A 20,892-nucleotide genomic window follows, 5' to 3' on the forward strand; every position below is an offset into this window, starting at 1 on the left:
TGCTCGCTGACCCTGGCACGCCTCTCCCAGGGCTCCTTCCAGCCGTGGGCGGCGCGCAATCTGCTGGTCGCCGCCATGCTGGCCCTGACCTGCATCTCGCAGTTCTACGTCTTCGCGCGCATGGAGAGCCTGCGCCGCGACCTGGGCGTGATCGACCGGGTCGCGCCCAGCGATCCCCGCCGCCTCGAGTTCGACCGCCTGCACGTGTGTTCCACGCGGCTGGAGGGCGGAGTACTCTTGCTGGGGCTGGGGGTCGTCTTTTCTGTCGCGCGCCGTTTATCATGAGAATCGGGTCATCGAGTCATCGGATCATCGGGTCATTTGCCCGGTGACCTAGATCACCCGATTGCCCGATCACCCGATTATGAAGACAGGCATCATAGGCCTCCCGCAGGTCGGCAAGACCTCGCTCTTCAAGATCCTGACCAAGACGCACGTGGCCGAGCACGGCGGCGGGCGCGAGGCCCACATCGGGGTCTGCAAGGTCCCCGACGACCGCCTTGACCGCCTGGCCGCGCTCTACCACCCCAAGAAGCTCATCCACGCTTCGGTCGAGTTTGCCGACGTGGCCGCCATCGGCCAGGAAGCCCTCAAGGAGACCGCCTACGCCACCAGCCTGCGCTCGGTGGACGGCCTGGCGCACGTGCTGCGCGCCTTCGAGGATCCCGCCATCCCCCACGTGGGCGCGATCGATCCCCTGCGCGACGCCCGCAACGTCGAGTTCGACCTCATGGTCAGCGACCTGGGCCAGATCGAGAAGCGCATGGAGCGCCTGGAAAAAGATCTCAAGAAGATGCGCAACCCGGAGCTGGAGCGCGAGCACGACCTCATCCTGCGCTCCAAGGCGCAACTGGAGAAGGAGCGCCCGCTGCGCGAGATGGAACTCACCCCCGAGGACCGCAAGCGCCTGCGCGGCTTCCTGTTCCTCAGCCAGAAGCCCGTGCTCTACGTGCTCAACATCGGCGAGAGCGCCGAGCTGGGCCGCGACCTGGAACAGGCGGTCGAGAAATACCAGCTGGCGGAACTGGCCGCGCGCCCCGGCGCGGCCGCCACCGTCATCTGCGGCAAGGTCGAGGCCGAACTCGCCGAGATGGCCGATGAGGAGGCCGCCGAATTCCTCTCCAGCTACGGCCTCAAGGAGAGCGGCCTGGTGCGCCTCATCCGCAAGACCTACGAGCTGATGGGCCTGATCTCCTTCTTCACGGTGGGCGAGGACGAGTGCCGCGCCTGGACCGTGCCCACGCACTCGCGAGCGGTCGAGGCCGCCGGCGCCATCCACTCCGACCTGGAGAAGCACTTCATCCGCGCCGAGGTCATCCACTGGGATGCGCTGCTCAGCGCCGGCTCCGAGGCCAATGCCCGCTCCCAGGGCACCCTGCGCCTCGAGGGGAAGGACTACGTCGTCAAGGACGGCGACGTGGTCCACATCCGGCATTCGGCTTGAGTACCGAGTGTCGCTCCGCGCCCGGCGCTAGGGATTGGGTACCAGGTACTGAGTACCGCTACTCCACCGCCTGCTTGGCGCGGTAGCCGTCGCGGGCGATGACGTTGTACTTCACCGCTTTGCCTTTCTGGTCGCGGATCTGGATGGGCCCGCCATTCACCCCGTCCACCAGCTCCACCTTGATCTTGCGGTAGCTGCCGTCCTGCTTGGGGTTGGTGGATTGGTAGGAGAGCGTGTACTGGTTGCGGATGATGCCGTTGATGCTGCGGAAGATCTCGGGCAGCTCGGCCTCAAAGCGCGGCTGGAACGACATGCCCCCGGTCATGCGCGCGAAGGTCTGCATCTGGTTGTCGGCCTGCAGGAAGGTCAGGTTGGTCTCCCCCGACATTTGCGGCTCCACAATCAGCCGCAGCAGGACTCCGGTGGAGATGGTATAGATGGTCACGTCGCGCGTGGCCTGGATCTTCTTCAGCACCTGGTCCAGGTTCTTCTTGCTGAAGGTGTCGACCCCGGTGGAGACCAGGATGATGTACTTGTGCCCCTCGATGCGGTCCATGCGGTCGAGCGTGTCCCAGAGCGCGTCGAACATGTTGGTTTCGCTGAACATGGGCACGCGCATGGAGTTCAGCGCCCCGTAGATGGCGCTCTTGTCCTGGGTGAAGTCCACCAGGATCGAGGGCTTCATGTCGTAGGAGACCACCGCCACCCAGTCCTTGGGCTTGAGCTGCGAGGCGAAGATGTAGGAGGAGTTGAGCATGTCGTAGACGAAGTTGTAGTTGTTGGCCGCGAACTCCACCAGCAGCACCGCCGTGATGGGCGCCTCCGACTGCTGGAACGAGGTCACGGTCTGCGGCACTCCGTCTTCGTAGATGCGGAAATTGCCCTTGCCCAGCCCGGGGATGAAGTGCCCGTCCTTGGTGGTCACGGTGACGTCCACGTTGACCACCGGCACGTCCACCCGCACCGTGTAGTCGGGCATGCCCTCCACCTTCTTGGGCGCCGGCTTGGGCGGCGGCGGCTCTTCCTTCTTCTTGGGGACGGCGATGGGACCGACGTCGCCCGCAGGTCCGCCCGCCTCCGGGGATTGCTGCTGTTGCTGCGGCTGTTGCGCAGCCGGCGGCTGCGCGGGGGGATTCTGTGCGCCCGCCGCCAGCGCCAGGCTCAGCACCAGCACCACTGCCAGGGCCGCGACCGCGGACCTTCCTACTCGCTCTTGCCCAGACTTAACCCAGACCATGGATCGTCGGTCACCTCTTCCTCGGTATGCTACTATAGATGCACTTTTCCCACCGTCCGACTTAAGGAGTGCATCCGCGCCGGGCGTGGTTCCGCTCGCTTCCGAGCGGACTGGGGTGGTATGAACAGAGCTGTCGTGATCCGCCGCTTCGTCTCCCTCCTGCTGTTGGCTTCGCTTCCGCTGTTTGCCGGCACGCTGCCGGCCGCGCCGCCCGACCATCCCGGCATCCTGCCGCTGGACCAGATTCACCCGGGCATGCGGGGCGTGGCCTACACCGTCTTCGAGGGTGCGGTGCCCGAGCCCATGGAAGTGGAAGTGCTTGGCATCCTCAGGAACGTCAACGGGCCCAAGGGCGACATCATCCTCGTCCGCCTGCATGGCGCCAAGGCGGAGTACACGGGCGTGGTCGCCGGCATGAGCGGCAGCCCGGTCTACTTCGACGGCAAGCTGGCGGGCGCGCTCGCCTTCCGCATCGGCGAGTTTTCCAAGGAGCCCATCGCCGGCGTCACCCCCATCGAGGACATGCTGGAGATCAACGCTCTCGACGCCAGCCAGCCGCCCACGGCGCAGCCCGTCTCCAGCGCATCTCCGGAGGGCGCCAGCAAGACCTCCGCTCCCGGCCCCTCTTCCGCGGCCGCTCTCCAGGACTACGCCAACTACCTGCGCCCCATCGAAGCTCCCCTGGTCTTCAGCGGGTTCAGTGAGGAGGCGGTGCGCCGCTTCGGGCCGCAATTCGCCGCCGCCGGCGTGGTGCCGGTGATGGGCGCGGGCTCGGCCACCCAGGAAAAGCAGCCGGAGCCGGTGGAGCCCGGCTCCTCGGTCAGCGCCGTGCTCATCGGCGGCGACATGAGCGTGGCCGCCACCTGCACCGTCACCTACATCGATCCTCAGCGTCTGCTGGCCTGCGGGCATCCGCTCATGCAGTTCGGGGCGGTGGACCTGCCCATGACCAAGGCCTACGTGGTGGCCACCCTGGCCTCGCCGCTCGACGCCTTCAAGATCATCAACACCACCGAGCCCGTGGGCGCCTTCGTGCAGGACCGCCACGCCGGCATCCTGGGCCGCTTCGGCAAGGTCCCGGAGATGATCCCCGTCACCCTGACCGTGCACGGCGCCGGCGGCGTCAAGCAGTTCCACTACCAGGTGCTCAATAACGCCAAGCTCACCCCGGTGGCCATGATGGTCACCGTGTTCAACGCGCTGCAGGGCATGAACGCCTACGGGGAAGAGACCAGCTACCGCATGCAGGGCAGCATCAACGTGAGCGGCTTCCCCGAGGTGCGGCTGCAGAACATGTTCGCGCCCGCCGACAGCGGTATGCCCACCGCCGTGGGCGTGGCCACCTCGGTGGGGGAGCGCTTCAGCCGCATCTTCGCCAATCCCTATGGCACACCCACCATCCAGGGCGTGAACCTGGAATTCAATCTCATTCCGGAGCGGCGGGCGGCGCGGCTGGAGACGGCGCGCACCGCCGTCACCGAAGCCCGCCCCGGCGACGACATCGTCATCGAAGCCGTGCTGCGTCCCTACCGCGGCGAATCCTTCGTGCGGCAGGTGCACGTCAAGATCCCGGCCTCGGTCTCCCGCGGCACCCTGCGTATCCTGGTCTCCGACGGCGACACCCTCGACCGCATGCGCCACTTCTATCCCGGCCTGGGCGCCCGTCTCGACCTGGCCTCCACCATCGCCCTGCTCAACCAGGAACACCCCGACGACCGCCTCTACGTCTCCCTGCTGCAGCCCAACCCCGAGGCCATGGTGAAGGACAAGGTCATGCCCACCCTGCCGCTCTCCGTCATGAACGTGATGGAAGGCATGCGCGGCACCCAGGACATGGTGGTGGTGGGCGAGAGCGCGGTGGACGAAGCTTCCACCCCGCTCGACTACGTCGTCTCCGGCGCCCAGATCATCAGCATCACCATAAAATGAGCGGCCAGCCCTCCGCCCAAGTCACCGGCTGACAAGAAAAGCCCCCGAGGACCCTCGGGGGCTTTGTATTTGGCTCCGGTGTCACCTACCCCAGGAAGACCACGTGGACGTAGGTACCCAGGCGCACGTTGTAGGCCAGGTACCAGCCGACGTCATACGGGTCCTGGTAGATGACGATATCGTCCGTGTCCCAGAACCAGTCATCGCAGAAGCCATAGTCGTAGGGAGCGACCGCGAAGTAGTATCCGCGGAACCAGAAGCGCCGCGGGCCGCCGCCCTCCAGACGGAAGACGTAACGGGGCCCGAAGCCGCCGCCGAAATGGCCGTGCTCCCAGGGACGCGCCAGGCGATAGTGGACATCGTCGCGATCGTCGTGCCGCACCCAGCTGCTGTCGGCGCGAACGGGCAGCGCGCTGCGATGCTCATAGCGTTGGTCGTAATTGCGGACCTCCGTTCGCGGCGCCGTCTGGGGATGCCCACGGAATTCCCGCTGCGGCTCCACCTGCACCTGCGGCCGGGCCGCGGCGTGTACCTGAGATGACGGCGCGACCCGGGCCGGGCTGTGTCCGCGGCCGGCCGCGCGCTGTTCCTTCTTGTCGTGACCTCGCCCATGCTCGCCGCTCCTGCCCTGGGCGGCAGCGGGCAGCGACAGCATCAGGGAAATCGCAAGCAACATCAGAAGCGTCTTCATGCTGCACCTCCGATCCAACCGGGCGCGCCGACCACAGCCGGCACCCGGTCCATTACATGGTTAGATGCGGAGGCTGTTCTCCTCTGAGTTGTCCGCGGGTGATTGCGCGCGGATTTTCGTGGAGGCAGAAGTTACATCGCACCGGATAAATTTTTCCGACACCGCCCACATCAGCTATGTCTGCCCAGGATCTGCACGAACGCGCCAAACCGCCGCAGGAAGGAGTATTCTGTAATTCTCTTATGCGAACTCTTAAGACGCTGGTGGTTGTGCTACTGTGCGCCGCCGCTGCCCTGGCCGAGGGCACCCAGATCTGGCGCCAGTCCAAGTTCGAGGAATTCGAGAAGGGCACGGCCAAGGGTGTGGCCATCCGCAGCGACGGCAGCCTGGTGCTGGCGCCTTCCTTCAAGCTGCTGGTCACCACCCCCTCCACCTACCTGTGGGCGATGGTGGCCGACGCCCAGGGCAACGTCTATGTGGCCGCAGGCTCGCCAGCCCGCGTCTACCGCATCACGCCCGACGGCCACGCCACCGCCATCTTCAAGGCGCAGGAGTTGGAGGTGCAGGCCCTGGCCGTGTCCGCGGACGGCTCGCTCTACGCCGCCACCTCCCCCGACGGCAAGGTCTACAAGATCGAGCACAAGCCCGGCGCGGCTCCGGCTGCTCCCGCCGCCGGCCAGGATGCGGACGAGATCCCCCTTGATCCCGGCTGGTCCTCCTCCGTCTTCTTCGATCCCCAGACCAAGTACATCTGGGACCTGGCCCTGGACCGCGAAGGCCGCCTCTACGTGGCCACCGGCGAGCACGGGCAGATCTTCCGCGTCGCTCCCAACGGTACCGGCTCGCTCTTCTTCCAGAGCGACGAGGCCCACATCCGCGCCCTGGCCTTCGATCCCAAGGGCAACCTCATCGCCGGCTCCGACGGCAGCGGCCTCATCTACCGCATCTCGCCGGCGGGCGAGGCCTTCGTCCTCTATAGCGCCTCCAAGAAGGAGATCACCGCCCTGGCGGTGGACGATGCCGGCAACATCTACGCCGCAGGCGTGGGCGACAAGAAGCCCGCCGGCGTGGTGCCGGGGATGCCCGTGACCATGCCGGTTGCCACGCCGGCTCCCACCGCGCCCAGCGTGGCGCAGCGTCCCGGCGCCGCCGCTCCCACCACCGGCGCTCCCGGCGGCGTGGGCTTCATTCCCTTCTTCCCCGGCTTCGCGCAGGCACTGGGCTCGGAGGTGTACGTCATCGCCCCCGACGGTTCGCCCAAGGTGCTGTGGGCCTCGCGCGAGGACATCGTCTATGCTCTGGCCTTCGATCCCCGTGGCCGCCTGCTCGCCGGCACCGGCAACAAGGGCCACGTCTACCTCATCGAAAACGACCAGGAGTTCACCGACCTGCTGGCGGCCAGCGCCAACCAGGTGACCGGTTTCGCCAAGGCCCCCAACGGCGGTCTCTACGCCTCCACCAGCAACCTGGGCAAGATCTTCCTGCTGGGCGCCGGGCCCGACAGCGACGGCAGCTACGAGAGCGACGTCTTCGACACCAAGATCTTCTCCCTGTGGGGCCGCGCCGAGGTGCGCGGCTCCGGCAACTTCGATTTCTACGCCCGCAGCGGCAACGTGGACAATCCGGACCGCAACTGGAGCCCCTGGAAGAAGGTGGACCTGGCCCAGGGCGCCTCCCTGGATGTCCCCGCGGCGCGATTCATCCAGTGGAAGGCGGTGCTGCATCCCACTGGCCCGGCGCCCCGCATCGGCACCGTGGGGCTGAACTACCTCTCCAAGAACGTCGCCCCGGACCTGGACGACGTCAGCGTGCAGGTGGGCGTGCGCTACATCTCGCAGCCGCGGCCTGCCGGCGGCGAGGGCACGGTGGTGGTGAGCGGGGGCGCCGGCGCGGCGGCCACGCCCAAGTTCGAGGCGCCTATCCCCGCGCTGCGCGACCGCGATTCCATCGGCGTGCGCTGGGCGGCCCGCGACGACAACGACGACACCCTCGTCTATTCCCTCTATTACCGCGGCGACGGCGAGAGCCAGTGGAAGCTGCTCAAGGACGGCATCACCGACAAGTACTACTCCTTCGACGCCGGCCTGCTCCCCGACGGCGGCTACACCATCAAGGTGGTCGCCTCCGACGCTCCCTCCCACTCCCCCGACGAGGCCCTCACCACCTCGCTGGAGAGCGACCGCTTCGAGGTGGACAACACCCCGCCCGCGGTCGAGGCCCTGAGCGCGGTGGAGGCCAGCGGCGAGCTCCACGTCACCTTCCGCGCCGTGGATTCCTTCTCCCCCATCAAGCGCGCCGAGTACTCGGTGGACGCCTCCGACTGGCAGTACATCGAGCCCGTCGGCCGCCTCTCCGATGCCAGGACCGAGAGTTACGACTTCCACATTCCGGTGCCGCCCTCCGGGCCGGTCCTGCACCAGGAGCAGTCCTCCGGCAAGAAGACCGCCGCCACCGGCGAGCACGTGGTGGTGGTGCGCGTCTACGACCGCTTCGAGAACATGGGGACAGCGAAGGTGGTCGTGAGGGGAAAGTAGTCCCCGGATCGGGTCATCGAATCATCGGGCCATCGGGTCAATTCACCCGATCACCCGATCACCCGATTGAGTAGAATCCTCCCGTGTACTCCCTCTTCCTCATCTTCTGCTGGTTGATCGCCATCGTCTACGCCACCGTCCCGGCCTACTGGCTGCTGGTGCATCCCTTCGTGGACTTCTGGCGCGCCCGCGCCGCCACCCTCAAGCGCGTGGGGCCGCTATGGGTGCTGCTGTGGGGACTGGCCGGCATAGGCACCTGGCGCTGGCTGCACGTCTTTCTCTACCGCACTTGGCTGGCTTGGATCCCCGGCGGCCTGCTCATCGCCGCCGCGCTGGCGCTCTACTCCGGCGCCCGCCACGGCTTCTCCATGGACCAGGTGCTGGGCCGCTCCGAGCTCGAGCCCCACAAGCACGAGCAGCGCCTGGCCAGCGCCGGCCTGCGCGGGCGCATGCGCCACCCGCTTTATCTTGCCCACCTCTGCGACCTGTTGGGACTCACGATCGGCACCGGCTCGTTGGCCTTGTTCGTCCTCACTGCTTTCGCCCTGCCCAGCGGCGCGCTCATGATCTGGCTGGAGGAGCGCGAATTGGAGCGCCGCTTCGGCGACGACTACCGCGCCTACAAGCAGCGCGTACCGCTCTTCCCCGGCCTGCGGTGACGCTCGCCGATTCGACCCCAAGAGGGCCGCGGCGCTGTTTATAATCCCGCTTTGGCTGAATGCTGACGGCTGAGTGCTGAGTGCTTCACCATGAGATTCGAGCTCTTCGTAGCCTCGAGGTACCTCCGCGCCAAACGCCGCCAGGCCGTCATTTCCATCATCACCTTGATCTCGATCGTGGGGGTGGCCGCGGGGGTGGCTTCGCTCATCATCGCGCTGGCGGTGAACAACGGCTTCCGCCAGGACCTGCAGGAGCGTCTGCTGGGCGCCAGCTCGCACGTCAACCTGCTGCGCGTGGAGGCGGACGGCATCCGCGACTGGCAGCCGCTGCTCCAGCGCCTGGAGAAGCAGCCGCACGTGCTGGCCGGCGCCCCCGCTCTTTACGAGCAGGTGCTGATCTCGCGCGGCGCGCGCGCCCGCGGCGGCGTCCTCAAGGGCATCGTTCCCGCCGACGAGCGCAAGGTCAGCGAACTGCTCTCCAGCATCAAAGTGGGCTCCATCGCGCCGCTGGAGCAGCCGCCGGCGCCTCCGCCCGCCACTCCCGAAGCTTCCTCGCCCTCTTCCCTGGAAGGTCAGAAGCAGCGCGCCGCCGCCATGCCCCCCATCATCCTGGGGAAGGACATGGCCGACAACCTGGGCGCCACCGTGGGCTCGGTGGTCCTGGTCACCAGCCCCCAGGGTGAGCTCACTCCCTTCGGCATGGTGCCCAAGTATGTGCGCTTCCACGTGGTGGGCATCTTCGACTCCGGCTTCTACGACTACGACACCTCCTGGGCCTTCATCCGCCTCGCCGACGCGCAGCAGCTCTTCGGCCTGGGCGACGTAGTCTCGGTGCTGGAGTTCAAGGTGGACGATATCTACCAGGCCGCCGCCATCGGCCGCGCCCTGGAGGAACAGGCGGGCAAGGGCTTCATGTCCACCAGTTGGATGGAGCAGAACCGCGCCCTCTTCCGCGCGCTGAAGATGGAGCGGGTGGTCACCTTCATCACCGTCGGCCTGATCGTGCTGGTGGCCGCGCTCAACATCCTCATCTCCCTCATCATGATGGTGATGGAGAAGACCCGCGACATCGCCGTGCTCATGTCCCTGGGGGCACGCAAGGGCCAGGTGCGCCGCATCTTCATCGCCCAGGGCGTGCTCATCGGGGTGATCGGCACCGCGCTGGGCCTGCTGCTGGGCTACGGACTCTCCTGGGCCGGTGGCCACTACCACCTGATCGCGCTCTCCCCCGAGGTTTACTCCATTGACTACGTGCCCTTCGCACCCCGCCCCTGGGATGGCGTCCTCGTCGCCCTGGTGGCTCTTGGCATCTCCTTCGTAGCCACCATCTATCCCTCCTGGGCCGCCAGCCGCATCGCCCCCGCCGAGTCCCTGCGCTACGAATGACCGGGTCTTACCGCCGAGACCGCAGAGATCGCAGAGAACAACAAGCCGGACTTGTCCTCCTGAGCGCCGCGAGGGAGCGCAGGCGACCGACCCAGCGAAGGACCCTATCCAAACCGAACCTGAGGTCTGCAAATGACCCGATGACCCGATCACCCCATGACCCGATCCTTGGTTACTTTCCCGCCCGAAGGGACCTCTCCCTTTGGTAATCTGCTGGTGGCCGGGCACGTCACCAATTCGAGTGACGGAAGCGAGGCAAAACGCATCCAATGAGTGAAGAGGCGGACATCCTGCGGGTGGAAGGCCTGAGCAAGGTCTTCGTTGCCGGCGGGGCGCCGCTGGTGGTCTTTGACAACCTTTCCTTCCGGGTGAGGCAGGGGGAGATGCTGGCCATCGTGGGCGAGTCGGGGGCGGGCAAGAGTACCTTGCTGCACATCCTCGGGGCGCTTGATAGGGCTTCCAAAGGTGACGTATACTGCGGGCCAATGCAGCTGCGATCGCTCTCCGACGAGGCCGCAGCCGAATTTCGCAATCGCGAGATCGGATTCGTCTGGCAGTTCCATTACCTGCTGCCGGAATTCACCGCGAGCGAGAACGTGGCTATGCCTCTGCGGGTCCGGGGACGGACGCGTGGGGAAGCGGAGCAGGAAGCGATCACATGGCTGCGTGAGGTGGGGCTGGAAGAGCGCGCCCAGCATCGCGCCGGCGAGCTTTCCGGCGGCGAACAGCAGCGCGTGGCCCTGGCCCGGGCCCTGGTGACGCGGCCGCGCCTGTTGATGGCCGACGAGCCTACGGGCGACCTCGACAGCCGCACCGCGGAGGCGGTATTTGAGTTGATCGCCAGGCTCCATCGCGACCACCGGCTCACCTCCCTCATCGTCACCCACAACCACGCGTTCGCGCGCCGTTGTGATCGCGTCCTGCGCCTCGAGCGCGGACGTCTGGAAGAGGTAGTGCCGGGGTCGTTGCCGGCTTAGCCGGCAGGAAGAGAGAAGCTCTGCCCGGGAGCGGAAGGCTCGACCCGCCGCCCCGGAGGGAGCCGCAACTTCGGGTTGCGGAAGGCAGTCAAAGGGGAGAGAGGGACCAGGGAATGTTTGAACGCTACACCGAGAAGGCTCGCCGCGTGATCTTCTTCGCGCGCTACGAGGCCAGCCAGTTCGGCTCTCCGTACATCGAGACGGAGCACCTGCTGCTGGGCCTGCTGCGCGAGGACAAGGCGCTCACCAATCGCTTCCTGCGCTCGCACGCCTCCGTCGAGTCCATCCGCAAGCAGATCGAGGGCCACACCACCATCCGCGAGAAGGTCTCCACCTCCGTGGACCTGCCCCTTTCCAACGAGTGCAAGCGCGTGCTCGCTTACGCCGCCGAGGAGGCCGAGCGCCTCTCCCACAAACACATCGGCACCGAGCACCTGCTGCTGGGCCTGCTGCGCGAGGAGAAGTGCTTCGCCGCCGAGATCCTGCACGAGCGCGGCCTGCGCCTCTCCTCCATCCGCGAAGAGCTGGCGCGCAGCACCCAGGAAAAAGCCGCGCCGCAGCGCAGCCGCGAGTCTTCCCTGCTCTCCGAGTTCAGCCGCGACCTCACCCAGGCCGCCATGGAAAATCAGCTCGATCCCCTGGTGGGCCGCGAGGCCGAGGTGGAGCGGGTGGTACAGATCCTCTGCCGCCGCACCAAGAACAATCCCGTGCTCATCGGCGAGCCCGGCGTGGGCAAGACCGCCATCGTCGAAGGTCTAGCGCAGCGCATCGCCGAGGGCGACGTGCCCTCGTTCCTCGCCGACAAGCGCATCCTCGGCCTCGATCTTTCCCTCATCGTGGCGGGCACCAAGTACCGCGGCCAGTTCGAAGAGCGCTTGAAGACCATCATGAAGGAGCTGATGGAGAACCAGAACGCCATCATCTTCATCGACGAGCTGCACACCCTGGTGGGTGCGGGCTCGGCCGAGGGCTCGCTCGACGCCGCTAACATCCTGAAGCCCGCGCTCTCCCGCGGCGAGATCCAGTGCATCGGGGCCACCACCCCGGGCGAGTACCGCAAGTCCATCGAGAAGGACCGCTCGCTGGAGCGCCGCTTCCAGTCGGTCAAGGTCCCGCCGCCCAACGAGGACGACGCGGTCAAGATCCTGCAGGGCATCAAGGACCGCTACGAGAAGTTCCATGCCGTGACCTACACCGAGGAGGCCATCGGCTTCGCGGTGCTGCATTCCAACCGCTACATCCCCGACCGCTTCCTCCCCGACAAGGCCATCGACCTCATCGACGAGGCCGGGGCGCGCGTCAAGCTGCGCCAGACCTCGCTGCCCGAGGAGATCACCGACGTCCAGAAGCGCATCAAGTTCATCGTGCACCGCATGGAAAACGCCATCGCCAACCACGAGTTCGAGAAGGCGCGCTTCTACTCGGACGAGGAGCGCAAGGAGCGCGAGAACCTGCGCGCCCTGCGCGAGAAGTACCACCTCGACGAGTCCTCCACCGGCGTGGTCGGACGCGAGGACATCGAGGACGTGGTATCGCGCTGGACCGGCGTCCCCATCTCCTCCATCAAGGAAGAAGAGTCGCAGAAGCTGCTGCGCATCGAGGAAGAGCTGCACAAGCGCGTGATCTCGCAGGAGAAGGCCATCACTGCCCTGGCCCGCGCCATCCGCCGCTCCCGCGCCGGGCTCAAGAACCCCAACCGCCCCATCGGGTCGTTCCTGTTCCTCGGCCCCACCGGCGTGGGGAAGACGGAGGTGGCCCGCACCCTGGCCCAGTTCCTCTTCGGCAGCGAGAAGTCGCTCGTCCGCTTCGATATGTCCGAGTTCATGGAGAAGCACTCGGTCTCCAAGCTCATCGGTTCGCCTCCGGGCTACGTGGGCTACGAGGAGGGCGGGCAGCTCACCGAGCGCGTCAAGCGCGCCCCTTACTCCGTGGTCCTGCTCGACGAGATCGAGAAGGCCCACCCCGACGTCTTCAACATCCTGCTGCAGGTCTTCGAGGACGGGCAGCTTACCGACGGCCTGGGCAACACGGTGGACTTCAAGAACGCCATCGTGGTCATGACCTCCAACATCGGCGCCCGCCACCTGCAGAAGCGCACGGGGCTGGGCTTCCAGGCGGAGGACAAGGCCACCGGCGAGATCTCCGGCAAGATCGAGGACATGGTGCGCAACGAGGTCAAGCGTACCTTCAACCCCGAGTTCCTCAACCGTCTGGACGAGGTCATCATCTTCAACGCCCTCACCGAGCAGGACCTAGTGCAGATCGTGGAGCTGATGGTGGGCCAGCTCAACCAGAACCTGGCGCAGAAGCACATCACCATCACGGTGACGGAAGAGGCGCGCAAGTGGATCCTCGACAAGACCATCACCGACCGCAGCTACGGCGCCCGGCCCCTGCGCCGTGCTCTGCAGAAGTACATCGAGGACCCGCTGTCGGAGGCGCTCATCCAGGGCATGATCCAGACGCGGCCCGCCTTCATCGAGGTCTACCTCGAGGGCGACCGCCTCTTCTATCGTCCCGTGGACGCCAAGGAGCAGGAAGGCGTGCTGCTCTACAGCAATTAACAGGGTTCCATACCATGGAAGCGGGGAGCGGGCGGCCGCTCCCTACTTTTTTGTCTTTGAGCGCAAGTATCGGATATCGCGCTCTGGCACACAGACGTACTCTTCAGGCATGATGACAGCCGTGAAGCACCGCACCGCCGACCTGTGGGGCGCGGTCGCCCGCCGCGACCCGCGCTTCGATCGCGTCTTCGTCTATGGCGTGGCCTCCACCCACGTCTACTGCCGGCCTTCCTGTCCTTCGCGCCGGCCGCATCGCGAGCACGTGACCTTCTTCCCCGCCCCGGGGGCCGCGGAACAGGCCGGCTACCGCCCCTGTCGCCGCTGCCGGCCGGAGCAGCCCGCCGACGGCCATCCTCACGCGCGGCTGGTGGAGAGGATCTGCCGCCTCATCGATTCCAGCCTGGACGAGCCGCTGCGTCTGGAAGCGCTCAGCCGCGCCGCCGGCGTCAGCCCCTTCCACCTGCAGCGCACTTTCACGCGCGTGCTGGGCATCAGCCCGCGGCAATACGCCGAGGCCCGGCGCCTGCTGCGCTTGAAGACCGGCCTGCGCCAGGGCCAGGACGTCACCACCGCCCTCTACGACGCCGGCTACGGCTCCTCCAGCCGCCTCTACGAGCGTTCCCATCATCACTTGGGGATGACTCCCGCCACTTACCGCCGCGGCGGCGCCGGCGCGCGCATCCGCTACACGGTGGTGAGTTCGCCCCTGGGACGCATGCTGCTGGCGGCGACCTCCACCGGCGTCTGTGCAGTCAAGTTCGGCGACTCCGGCAGGAAGCTGGCGCGGGACCTGGCCCGCGAGTTCTCCGCCGCCGAGCTGTCTCTGGATCGCCGCGGCCTGGCCCGCTGGGCGGGCCAGCTCGCCGCCTCCATGCATGAGGGCGGCCGCGCCTTCGATATCCCTCTAGACCTGCGCGCCACCGCCTTCCAGTGGAAGGTGTGGGAGGCGCTGCGCGCCATCCCGCGCGGTGCGACCCGCAGCTACCGCCAGGTCGCGCAGGCCATCGGGCGCCCGCGCGCGGTGCGCGCCGTGGCCCGCGCCTGCGCCACCAACCCCGTCGCCGTGCTCATCCCCTGCCACCGCGTGGTGCGGACGGACGGCGCCCTGGGCGGTTATCGCTGGGGCATGGAGCGCAAGAAGACGTTGCTGAAGACGGAGGCCGGCAGCTAGCGGCTAGAAAGCCATCCCGGCTCACGCACGTGCTCTTCCTCCAGGCGACGCAGCCGCGCCTGCATGAGCCCGGCGCGGCCCAGGTACCCGACCAGCTTACTGGGCTCCTCGCGGCTGACCACCGGCAGCCGCCCGATGTCGTTGCGCAGCATAAGGGTGACCGCGTCCGCCAGCACCTCGTCGGGATAGGTGACCACCAGGGGGCTGCTGCCCGCGGTCAGCACGGTGCGGCTGCCGTCGGGATTCTGCTCCAGCGCGCGCACCACGTCGCCGTGGGTGACGATGCCCGCCGGCTTGCCCGTCGCGTCCACCAGCACCACCGCCTGGTGACGCGCCAGCTCGCCGCGCGCGATGCGCTCCGTCAGTTCCTGGAGCGTCGTCTCTGCGGGCAAGGTCGGCACTTCGCGGGCCATCACCTCGCCCACCGTCACCTGCTGCAGTACGTCGGCCTCGTAGTCGGTGGGGATGCGCAGCCCGCGCCGCGCCAGCTTCTCGGTCATGATGGAGGTGCGGGTGAACAGCAGCGCGATGCCGTCGGCGATCACGCACACCAGCATCAGCGGCAGGACCGCGTTGTAGTCGCGGGTGATCTCGAAGGCGAAGATGATGAAGGCGAAGGTGGCGCGCGAGGCCGCTCCGAAGACCGCCCCCATGGCCACCAGGGCGAAGGCCGCGGGCGACAGGTTGGCCGCCGGCAGGAAGTGGTTGAAGCCCATGGCCACCGCCGCCCCCAGTGCCGCGCTCGACATGAACATGGGCGCCAGCAGGCCGCCCGAGGTCCCCGAGCCCAGCGAGATGACCAGCGCCACCGCCTTGCACACCATCACCAGCAGCAGCAGCTTGAGCGCCAGGTTGTCGTTGAGGATGTCGGAGATGGTGTCGTAGCCCACCCCCAGCACCCGCGGCACGAAGAAGCCGATGATCCCCAGCCCCAGCGCCCCGATGGCCGGATGCCACAGGTCGCTGATGGGCAGCAGGTCGAAGAGGTCCTCCACCCAGTACAGCAGCTTGCTGAAGCCCACCGCGGCCAGCCCGCAGATCACCCCCAGCACCAGGTAATACGGCAGGGCGTGGGGCAGGCCGAAGTCCATGGTCTTGACGGTGAACATCGCTCCGGCGCCCAGCAGCTTGAGGCGCACGCTGGTGGCCAGCGTGGCCGCGATCACCAGCGGGATGAAGGAGCGCGACTTGAATTCGAAGAGCAGCAGCTCGATGGCCAGGATCACTCCCGCGATGGGGGTGCTGAAAGTGGCGGCCATGCCCGCCGCCGCGCCGCAGGCCAGCAGCACCTTGCGCTCCGCGGCGGTCACGTGGAAGAGTTGTCCCACCAGCGAGCCCACCGCTCCGCCGGTCTGGATGATGGGTCCTTCCGCTCCGAAGGGCCCGCCGGTGCCGATGGCGATGGCCGCGGAGAGCGGCTTCAGCAGGGCCACCTTGGGCTCGATCCGGCTGCGGCTGATGAGCACCGCTTCCATGGCCTCGGGGATGCCGTGCCCTTTGATCTTGGGCGAGCCGTACTTGGCCATGAAGCCCACGATGATCCCGCCCACCACCGGGATGAAGATCACCCACAGCCCCAGGCTCTCCACTCGCGGGCTGACGAAGCTGAAGGAAAGCCGGTGGTAGAAGGCCAGGTTGGTGAAGAACCCGATCAGGCGCAGCAGGACGTAGGCGATGCCCCCGGCCAGCACTCCGATGCCGCCCGCCAGCACCGACATCAGGAGCATGCGGAAGGAGGCGGGCGGGGCAGGCGGGCCGGGGGTGCGGGAGGATGCGGCGGCGGCTTCGGTCATCTATCTCTATCGCTCCACGATATTTCTCGCCGGACGTCCTTCCGCCTGCGGCTTCAGGGCGGAGGGTCGAGCGGAGGTGTCTTACATGCGGCGGCGCGCGGGGCTGTGGCGGCGCCCGTTGCCGGACGCGCGCAGCAGCGGCTCGAGCGCCCGCACCAGCGCCCGCCCGGCCGATTGCAGTTCCCCGCGCAGGCGCAGCGAGACCCGGCCGAGGATCTTTTCGCCCTTGGGGGTGAGCGACAGGTAGACCAGGCGCCGGTCGGGGCCGCGGCGCGCGCGGCGCAGCATACCCCGGTGCGCCAGGCGGTCCACCAGCTCCACCGCGCTGTGGTGCTGAACGAGCATGCGGTTGGCCAGCTCGCCGATGGTGGGCTGGCAGCCCGCCGGCAGGCCCTTGAGCGCCACCAGCATCTGGTGCTGCTGCGGCTCCAGGCCTGCCGCCCGCGCCTCCTGCTCGCTCAGCCGCAGGAAGCGGCGGATCTGGTAACGGAACTCCGCCCGCGCGCGGTACTCGCGGTCCGAAATGGCGTCCCTGCGCGTCATACCCTGTTATGTCGCTCTACGATAATATCGTAATGCTGCCCTCCTTCCGGGTCAAGCGCATATCCGGCGGACGCTCCTCGCGGGGCTCCGACGGAAGCGCCGGCCGATCCCGGCCCACGCTCCGCCGACCCCTTCATTTACAATGCTGTCTTCCCCGGGAGGAGGCCGCCGACCGTGATTCCCCGCTACACCCGCCCCGAGATGGGCCGCATCTGGAGCGACGAGTCGAAGTTCCGCGCCTGGCTGGAGGTGGAGATCGCGGCCAGCGAGACCCTGGCCGAGGCCGGCCTGGTCCCCGCCGAAGCCGCCGCCGCCATCCGCCAGAAAGGCGGCTTCGACCTGCGCCGCATCCAGGAGATCGAGGCCGAGGTCAAGCACGACGTCATCGCCTTCACTACCGCCGTGGCCGAGAAGGTCGGCCCCCACTCCCGCTGGCTGCACTTCGGACTGACCTCCAACGACGTGGTCGACACCGCTCAGGCCCTGCAGGTCAAGGCCGCCTCGGCCCTGCTGCGCCAGGGGCTGGAGCGCTTGCGCGACGCGCTCGCCCGCCGCGCCCGCGAGTTCCAGCACACCCCCATGATCGGGCGCACCCACGGCATCCATGCCGAGCCCATCACCTTCGGTCTCAAGCTGGCCAACTGGTACGCCGAGAGCGGGCGCAACCTCGCCCGCTTCGAGAGCGCCGCCGAGGACATGCGCGTCGGCAAGCTCTCCGGCGCGGTAGGCAACTGCGCCCACCTCGAGCCCGAGCTGGAGCAGAAGATCTGCGCCCGCCTGGGCCTGGAGGTGGACGCCATCTCCTCCCAGGTCATCCAGCGCGACCGCCACGCCGCCTACCTGGCCACGCTGGCGGTCATCGCCTCCAGCCTGGACAAGATCGCCACCGAGGTCCGCCACCTGCAGCGCACCGAGGTGCGCGAGGCCGAGGAGTTCTTCTCCGAGAAGCAGAAGGGCTCCAGCGCCATGCCGCACAAGCGCAATCCCGTGACCTGCGAGCAGATCTCGGGGCTGGCGCGCGTGGTGCGCGCCAACGCCCAGGCCGCGCTGGAGAACGTCGCCCTGTGGCACGAGCGCGACATCTCCCACTCCTCGGTCGAGCGCGTCATCCTGCCCGACTCCACCATCCTGGTGGACTACCTGCTGGCCAAGAGCGCCAACCTGGTCGACACCTTGGTGGTCTATCCCCGCCGCATGAAGGAGAACCTGGAGAGCACGGGCGGGCTGGTCTTCAGCGGGCAACTGCTGCTCGACCTGGCCGAGGCCGGCATGCTGCGCGAGCAGGCCTACCGCCTGGTGCAGCACCACGCCATGCGCGCCTGGAAGCAGGGTCTGAACTTCCGCCAGTTGGTGCAGAAGGACAAGGCCATCACCCGGCGCCTCTCCCGCCGCCAACTGGAGCGCGCTTTCGACCTCAAGCGCCAACTCCGCAACGTGGACAAGATCTTCGCCCGCGTGTTCGGAGAGAGTTCACCGCCCCGAGGAGGAGTCGAGAAGAAGCGGTGAATGATGGCGTGTTTCCGGGATGGCACGGCTTCAGCCGTGCCGTGCAGCGTCGCCAAACTCGTTCGGTCCCGAGGGAGCCCGCAGCGCCAGCGAGGGCGACCCGAGGGACCCCGCGCGGCTAGTTCCGGGGAATCGGGGGGAAAGAAGCGATCCTCTGCCGGAGCAGGTCGGGTACCCCCTCGCAACTCCTCTCCCGGTCGTCTTCCGTCCAGCCGAACAGCGGTGGATGGTCGGGAGACTCGGGCGTCGGCCCCCAGATTATCTTGCCGCTGGTCAGCACGTAGCCAAACTGGCGATAGTCCTTGGTCCAGAAACCCGAGACACCTCCATTCCCAAAGCTGCCCGCGGCTTCGAAGCTCAAGTCGATGACGAACCTCCCTGACTTGTCGATGAACCCGCTGCGATCGCCCTGGCGAGCCGGAGCCAAGCCACGTGAGAAGTCACCTGCCCAGTCGAACTGAAAAGGGATAACCACCTGTCCCTTGCGGTCAATGTAACCGAGTTTCTTGTGCCGCTCTACAGCCGCCAGACCGTCCGAGAAGTCGTTGCCCGACTCAAACTGCGCAGGGAAGGCCTGATGCCCGTTCAGGCCGAGGTACACCCACTTGTCGCCCATGAACACCCCAATCAGGCCCTCTCTCGGCAGTCCGGGCACATCGAAGCCTTGGGCGAGGACATGCCCGTTCTTATCGATGAGCGCGTACGTGTCGCCCAGTCCCACAACCGCGACGCCCTCAAGAAAACGATAAGCTTCGTCAAACCGGGGCGAAATCGCCTCGTTGCCTGCGGAATCGATGAACCCCCACTTTCCATTCACTTCCACCGGCGCCAGACCCTCGGAAAAATCGAGGACGCTCTGATATCTAGGCGGTATCACCCAGCGTCCCGTCGCGTCGACAAAGCCCTTTTTGCCGTTGTCGTCCTCCATGAACGTTAGCCCGTCGCTCACAAGCAATCGTAGCGGCCACACATTGCCCTGGCGATCGATAGAGACCATCCGGCCGCAGAGGAAGACCTTTGCCAGTCCGTCCCCGAAATCGCTGGCCCAGATGTATTGAGGCGAAATAACGAAGCGCCCACTGTGGTCGATGTACCCGTAGCGCCCGTCTTGGACAACCAGCAGCGGTTCATCCGTGGCATCCTCGCGGGTCTGGGCCGCGGCCGAAGGGGCCGCCGTAAGCAGTAGAGCGAAGACTAAGGCACTCGTCATTGCAGGCGAGGGACGCATGCGAGGCCCAGTCTAGCACCAGAGAAGCGTCGCCGTGCCCCAGCCTCGGGTCGCCCTCGCTTTCCGCTCTGGCCTTCCTCGGCCGGGGGCTCCGGGCGTCTCTCTCGGCACGGCTGAAGCCGTGCCCTCCCGGTCCTGCTCCGCGGCAGCGCGCTGACGTCTTTTCTGGCGACCGGCTACTGGCGACTACGCCGTGTGCGCGGCCAGATGCCCAGGGCGCCCCTTGGGCACTTCCAGGGCGGGATCGAGGTACATGGGATAGCCCTTGTCGCGCCAGCCGAAGAAGCCCCCGGCCAGTGGCCGCACCTGCTTGATCCCCTTGGCTCTCAGCTTCAGCGCCACCCGGGCGCTGGTCGCTTCGTTGGGTCAAGTGCAGTACAGGATGACCTCGCGGTCGCGCGGGATCTCCTGGTTGCGCTCCTCGATCTCGTCCGGCTTCATGCGCAGCGCCCCCGGCAGGGTGCGGGGGTCGGTCAGCCAGTCCAGGGGATGGCGCAGGTCCACGATGGTGACCGCCTCCCCTGCTTCCAGCCGCGCCTTCAGTTCTTCCGCCGGGATACGGGCCACCGCCAGGTCCTTCACGAAGCGCCGCCGCTGCCCGTACTTGCGCCACAGGAAGGCGGCCAGGGCCGCTAGCAGCAGCACCAGCAGCCAGGCCCCCAGCCGGGCGCTGTAGGCGGCCAGCAACTCCAACTGGTGGCTGAAGGCGAAACCCAGCAGCACGAGCGAGCCCACCCAGAGCAGCGAGCCCAGGAAGTCGAAGAGCAGGAAGCGGGCCAGGCTCATTCCCCCCGCCCCGGCCAGGGGCGGAGCGGCGGTGCTGAAGCCGGGGATGAACTTGGCCAGCAACAGGGAGCGCGGCCCGCTCTTGGCGATGCGGCTCTGGGTCGTGCGCACGCAGGAGTCGGGCTCCAGCGAGACCTTGCACAGGAAGTTCAGGACCTTGGCGCCGCGCCGGCGTCCCAGCCGGAACCACAGCAGGTCGGCGGACACCGAAGCCACGGTCGAGAGCAGCACTACTGCGGCGGCATCCAGTTTGTGCAGCCCGATGAGCGCACCCGCCGCCAGCAGCAGCGGCGCGGAGGGCACCGGCAGCCCCGCCTGCTCCCCCAGCACCCACAGGAAAAGAACCAGGTAGCCGTTAGCCACCAGGAAGTCCATCAGCTCGTGCACGCCTCGGCTCCTCCAGAGAAGATTCTCAGGGACCGACTTTGTTGCAGAATTTCTTGG

The 20,892-nt window shown here is 67.2% G+C and carries 17 protein-coding genes; 10 read left to right on the top strand and 7 right to left on the bottom strand.

Going from position 1 to position 20,892, the window contains the following annotated elements:
- On the top strand, positions 1–285 hold a 285-nt coding region (locus VEG08_08590; GenBank protein ID HXZ28040.1), incomplete at its 5' end, for a hypothetical protein.
- 79 nt (positions 286–364) lie between these two features.
- Entirely contained in the window at positions 365–1,444 is a 1,080-nt protein-coding gene (gene ychF / locus VEG08_08595; protein HXZ28041.1) for a redox-regulated ATPase YchF, read from the top strand.
- 58 nt (positions 1,445–1,502) lie between these two features.
- Here ychF and VEG08_08600 read toward each other — a convergent pair whose 3' ends face one another.
- Positions 1,503–2,618 (bottom strand): VWA domain-containing protein, encoded by a 1,116-nt coding sequence (locus VEG08_08600; GenBank protein ID HXZ28042.1) that lies wholly within the window; start codon positions 2,616–2,618, stop codon positions 1,503–1,505.
- 183 nt (positions 2,619–2,801) lie between these two features.
- Here VEG08_08600 and VEG08_08605 point away from each other — a divergent pair, with 183 nt between their 5' ends.
- Positions 2,802–4,610 (top strand): SpoIVB peptidase S55, encoded by a 1,809-nt coding sequence (locus tag VEG08_08605; protein HXZ28043.1) that lies wholly within the window; start codon positions 2,802–2,804, stop codon positions 4,608–4,610.
- A gap of 85 nt (positions 4,611–4,695) precedes the next feature.
- On the opposite strand, the gene VEG08_08610 is transcribed toward VEG08_08605, so the two are convergent.
- Positions 4,696–5,301 (bottom strand): hypothetical protein, encoded by a 606-nt coding sequence (locus VEG08_08610; GenBank protein HXZ28044.1) that lies wholly within the window; start codon positions 5,299–5,301, stop codon positions 4,696–4,698.
- A gap of 242 nt (positions 5,302–5,543) precedes the next feature.
- Between VEG08_08610 and VEG08_08615 the strand changes: the two genes are divergently transcribed.
- The 6 genes from VEG08_08615 (at position 5,544) to ada (ending at position 14,592) form a co-directional block, all read left to right on the top strand.
- A complete protein-coding gene (locus tag VEG08_08615) occupies positions 5,544–7,835 on the top strand; it encodes a hypothetical protein (protein HXZ28045.1) in 2,292 nt (763 codons plus the stop codon).
- Positions 7,836–7,918: 83 nt separating this feature from the next.
- Positions 7,919–8,494 carry a hypothetical protein gene (locus tag VEG08_08620; GenBank protein ID HXZ28046.1) on the top strand — a complete coding sequence of 192 codons (576 nt, stop codon included), beginning with the start codon at positions 7,919–7,921 and terminating at the stop codon, positions 8,492–8,494.
- A 90-nt stretch (positions 8,495–8,584) separates the two neighbouring features.
- The gene (locus tag VEG08_08625; protein ID HXZ28047.1) at positions 8,585–9,880 is read left to right on the top strand and encodes an FtsX-like permease family protein; all 1,296 of its coding nucleotides are present in this window, start codon (positions 8,585–8,587) and stop codon (positions 9,878–9,880) included.
- Positions 9,881–10,149: 269 nt separating this feature from the next.
- The gene (locus VEG08_08630) at positions 10,150–10,857 is read left to right on the top strand and encodes an ABC transporter ATP-binding protein (GenBank protein ID HXZ28048.1); all 708 of its coding nucleotides are present in this window, start codon (positions 10,150–10,152) and stop codon (positions 10,855–10,857) included.
- 113 nt (positions 10,858–10,970) lie between these two features.
- Entirely contained in the window at positions 10,971–13,421 is a 2,451-nt protein-coding gene (locus VEG08_08635; protein ID HXZ28049.1) for an ATP-dependent Clp protease ATP-binding subunit, read from the top strand.
- Positions 13,422–13,542: 121 nt separating this feature from the next.
- Positions 13,543–14,592 (top strand): bifunctional DNA-binding transcriptional regulator/O6-methylguanine-DNA methyltransferase Ada, encoded by a 1,050-nt coding sequence (gene ada / locus VEG08_08640; GenBank protein HXZ28050.1) that lies wholly within the window; start codon positions 13,543–13,545, stop codon positions 14,590–14,592.
- Here ada and VEG08_08645 read toward each other — a convergent pair.
- Entirely contained in the window at positions 14,589–16,385 is a 1,797-nt protein-coding gene (locus VEG08_08645; protein HXZ28051.1) for a chloride channel protein, read from the bottom strand. The two genes, ada and VEG08_08645, sit on opposite strands and share 4 nt — an antisense overlap.
- 81 nt (positions 16,386–16,466) lie before the next feature.
- Positions 16,467–16,928 carry a MarR family transcriptional regulator gene (locus tag VEG08_08650; protein ID HXZ28052.1) on the bottom strand — a complete coding sequence of 154 codons (462 nt, stop codon included), beginning with the start codon at positions 16,926–16,928 and terminating at the stop codon, positions 16,467–16,469.
- 174 nt (positions 16,929–17,102) lie between these two features.
- Here VEG08_08650 and purB point away from each other — a divergent pair, with 174 nt between their 5' ends.
- Positions 17,103–18,434 carry an adenylosuccinate lyase gene (purB, locus tag VEG08_08655; protein ID HXZ28053.1) on the top strand — a complete coding sequence of 444 codons (1,332 nt, stop codon included), beginning with the start codon at positions 17,103–17,105 and terminating at the stop codon, positions 18,432–18,434.
- A 118-nt stretch (positions 18,435–18,552) separates the two neighbouring features.
- On the opposite strand, the gene VEG08_08660 is transcribed toward purB, so the two are convergent.
- From VEG08_08660 to VEG08_08670, 3 genes are all read right to left on the bottom strand, one after another.
- Positions 18,553–19,662: a WG repeat-containing protein gene (locus VEG08_08660; GenBank protein ID HXZ28054.1), complete on the bottom strand. Its 1,110-nt coding sequence runs from the start codon at positions 19,660–19,662 to the stop codon at positions 18,553–18,555.
- Between the two features lie 186 nt (positions 19,663–19,848).
- Positions 19,849–20,004 carry a hypothetical protein gene (locus VEG08_08665; protein ID HXZ28055.1) on the bottom strand — a complete coding sequence of 52 codons (156 nt, stop codon included), beginning with the start codon at positions 20,002–20,004 and terminating at the stop codon, positions 19,849–19,851.
- 24 nt (positions 20,005–20,028) lie between these two features.
- Positions 20,029–20,835, bottom strand: coding sequence for a VTT domain-containing protein (locus VEG08_08670; GenBank protein HXZ28056.1), 807 nt, complete (start codon positions 20,833–20,835; stop codon positions 20,029–20,031).
- Positions 20,836–20,892: the final 57 nt, after the last annotated feature.

It is taken from the genome of Terriglobales bacterium (assembly GCA_035624475.1).
GTDB lineage: Bacteria > Acidobacteriota > Terriglobia > Terriglobales > Acidobacteriaceae > DASPRL01.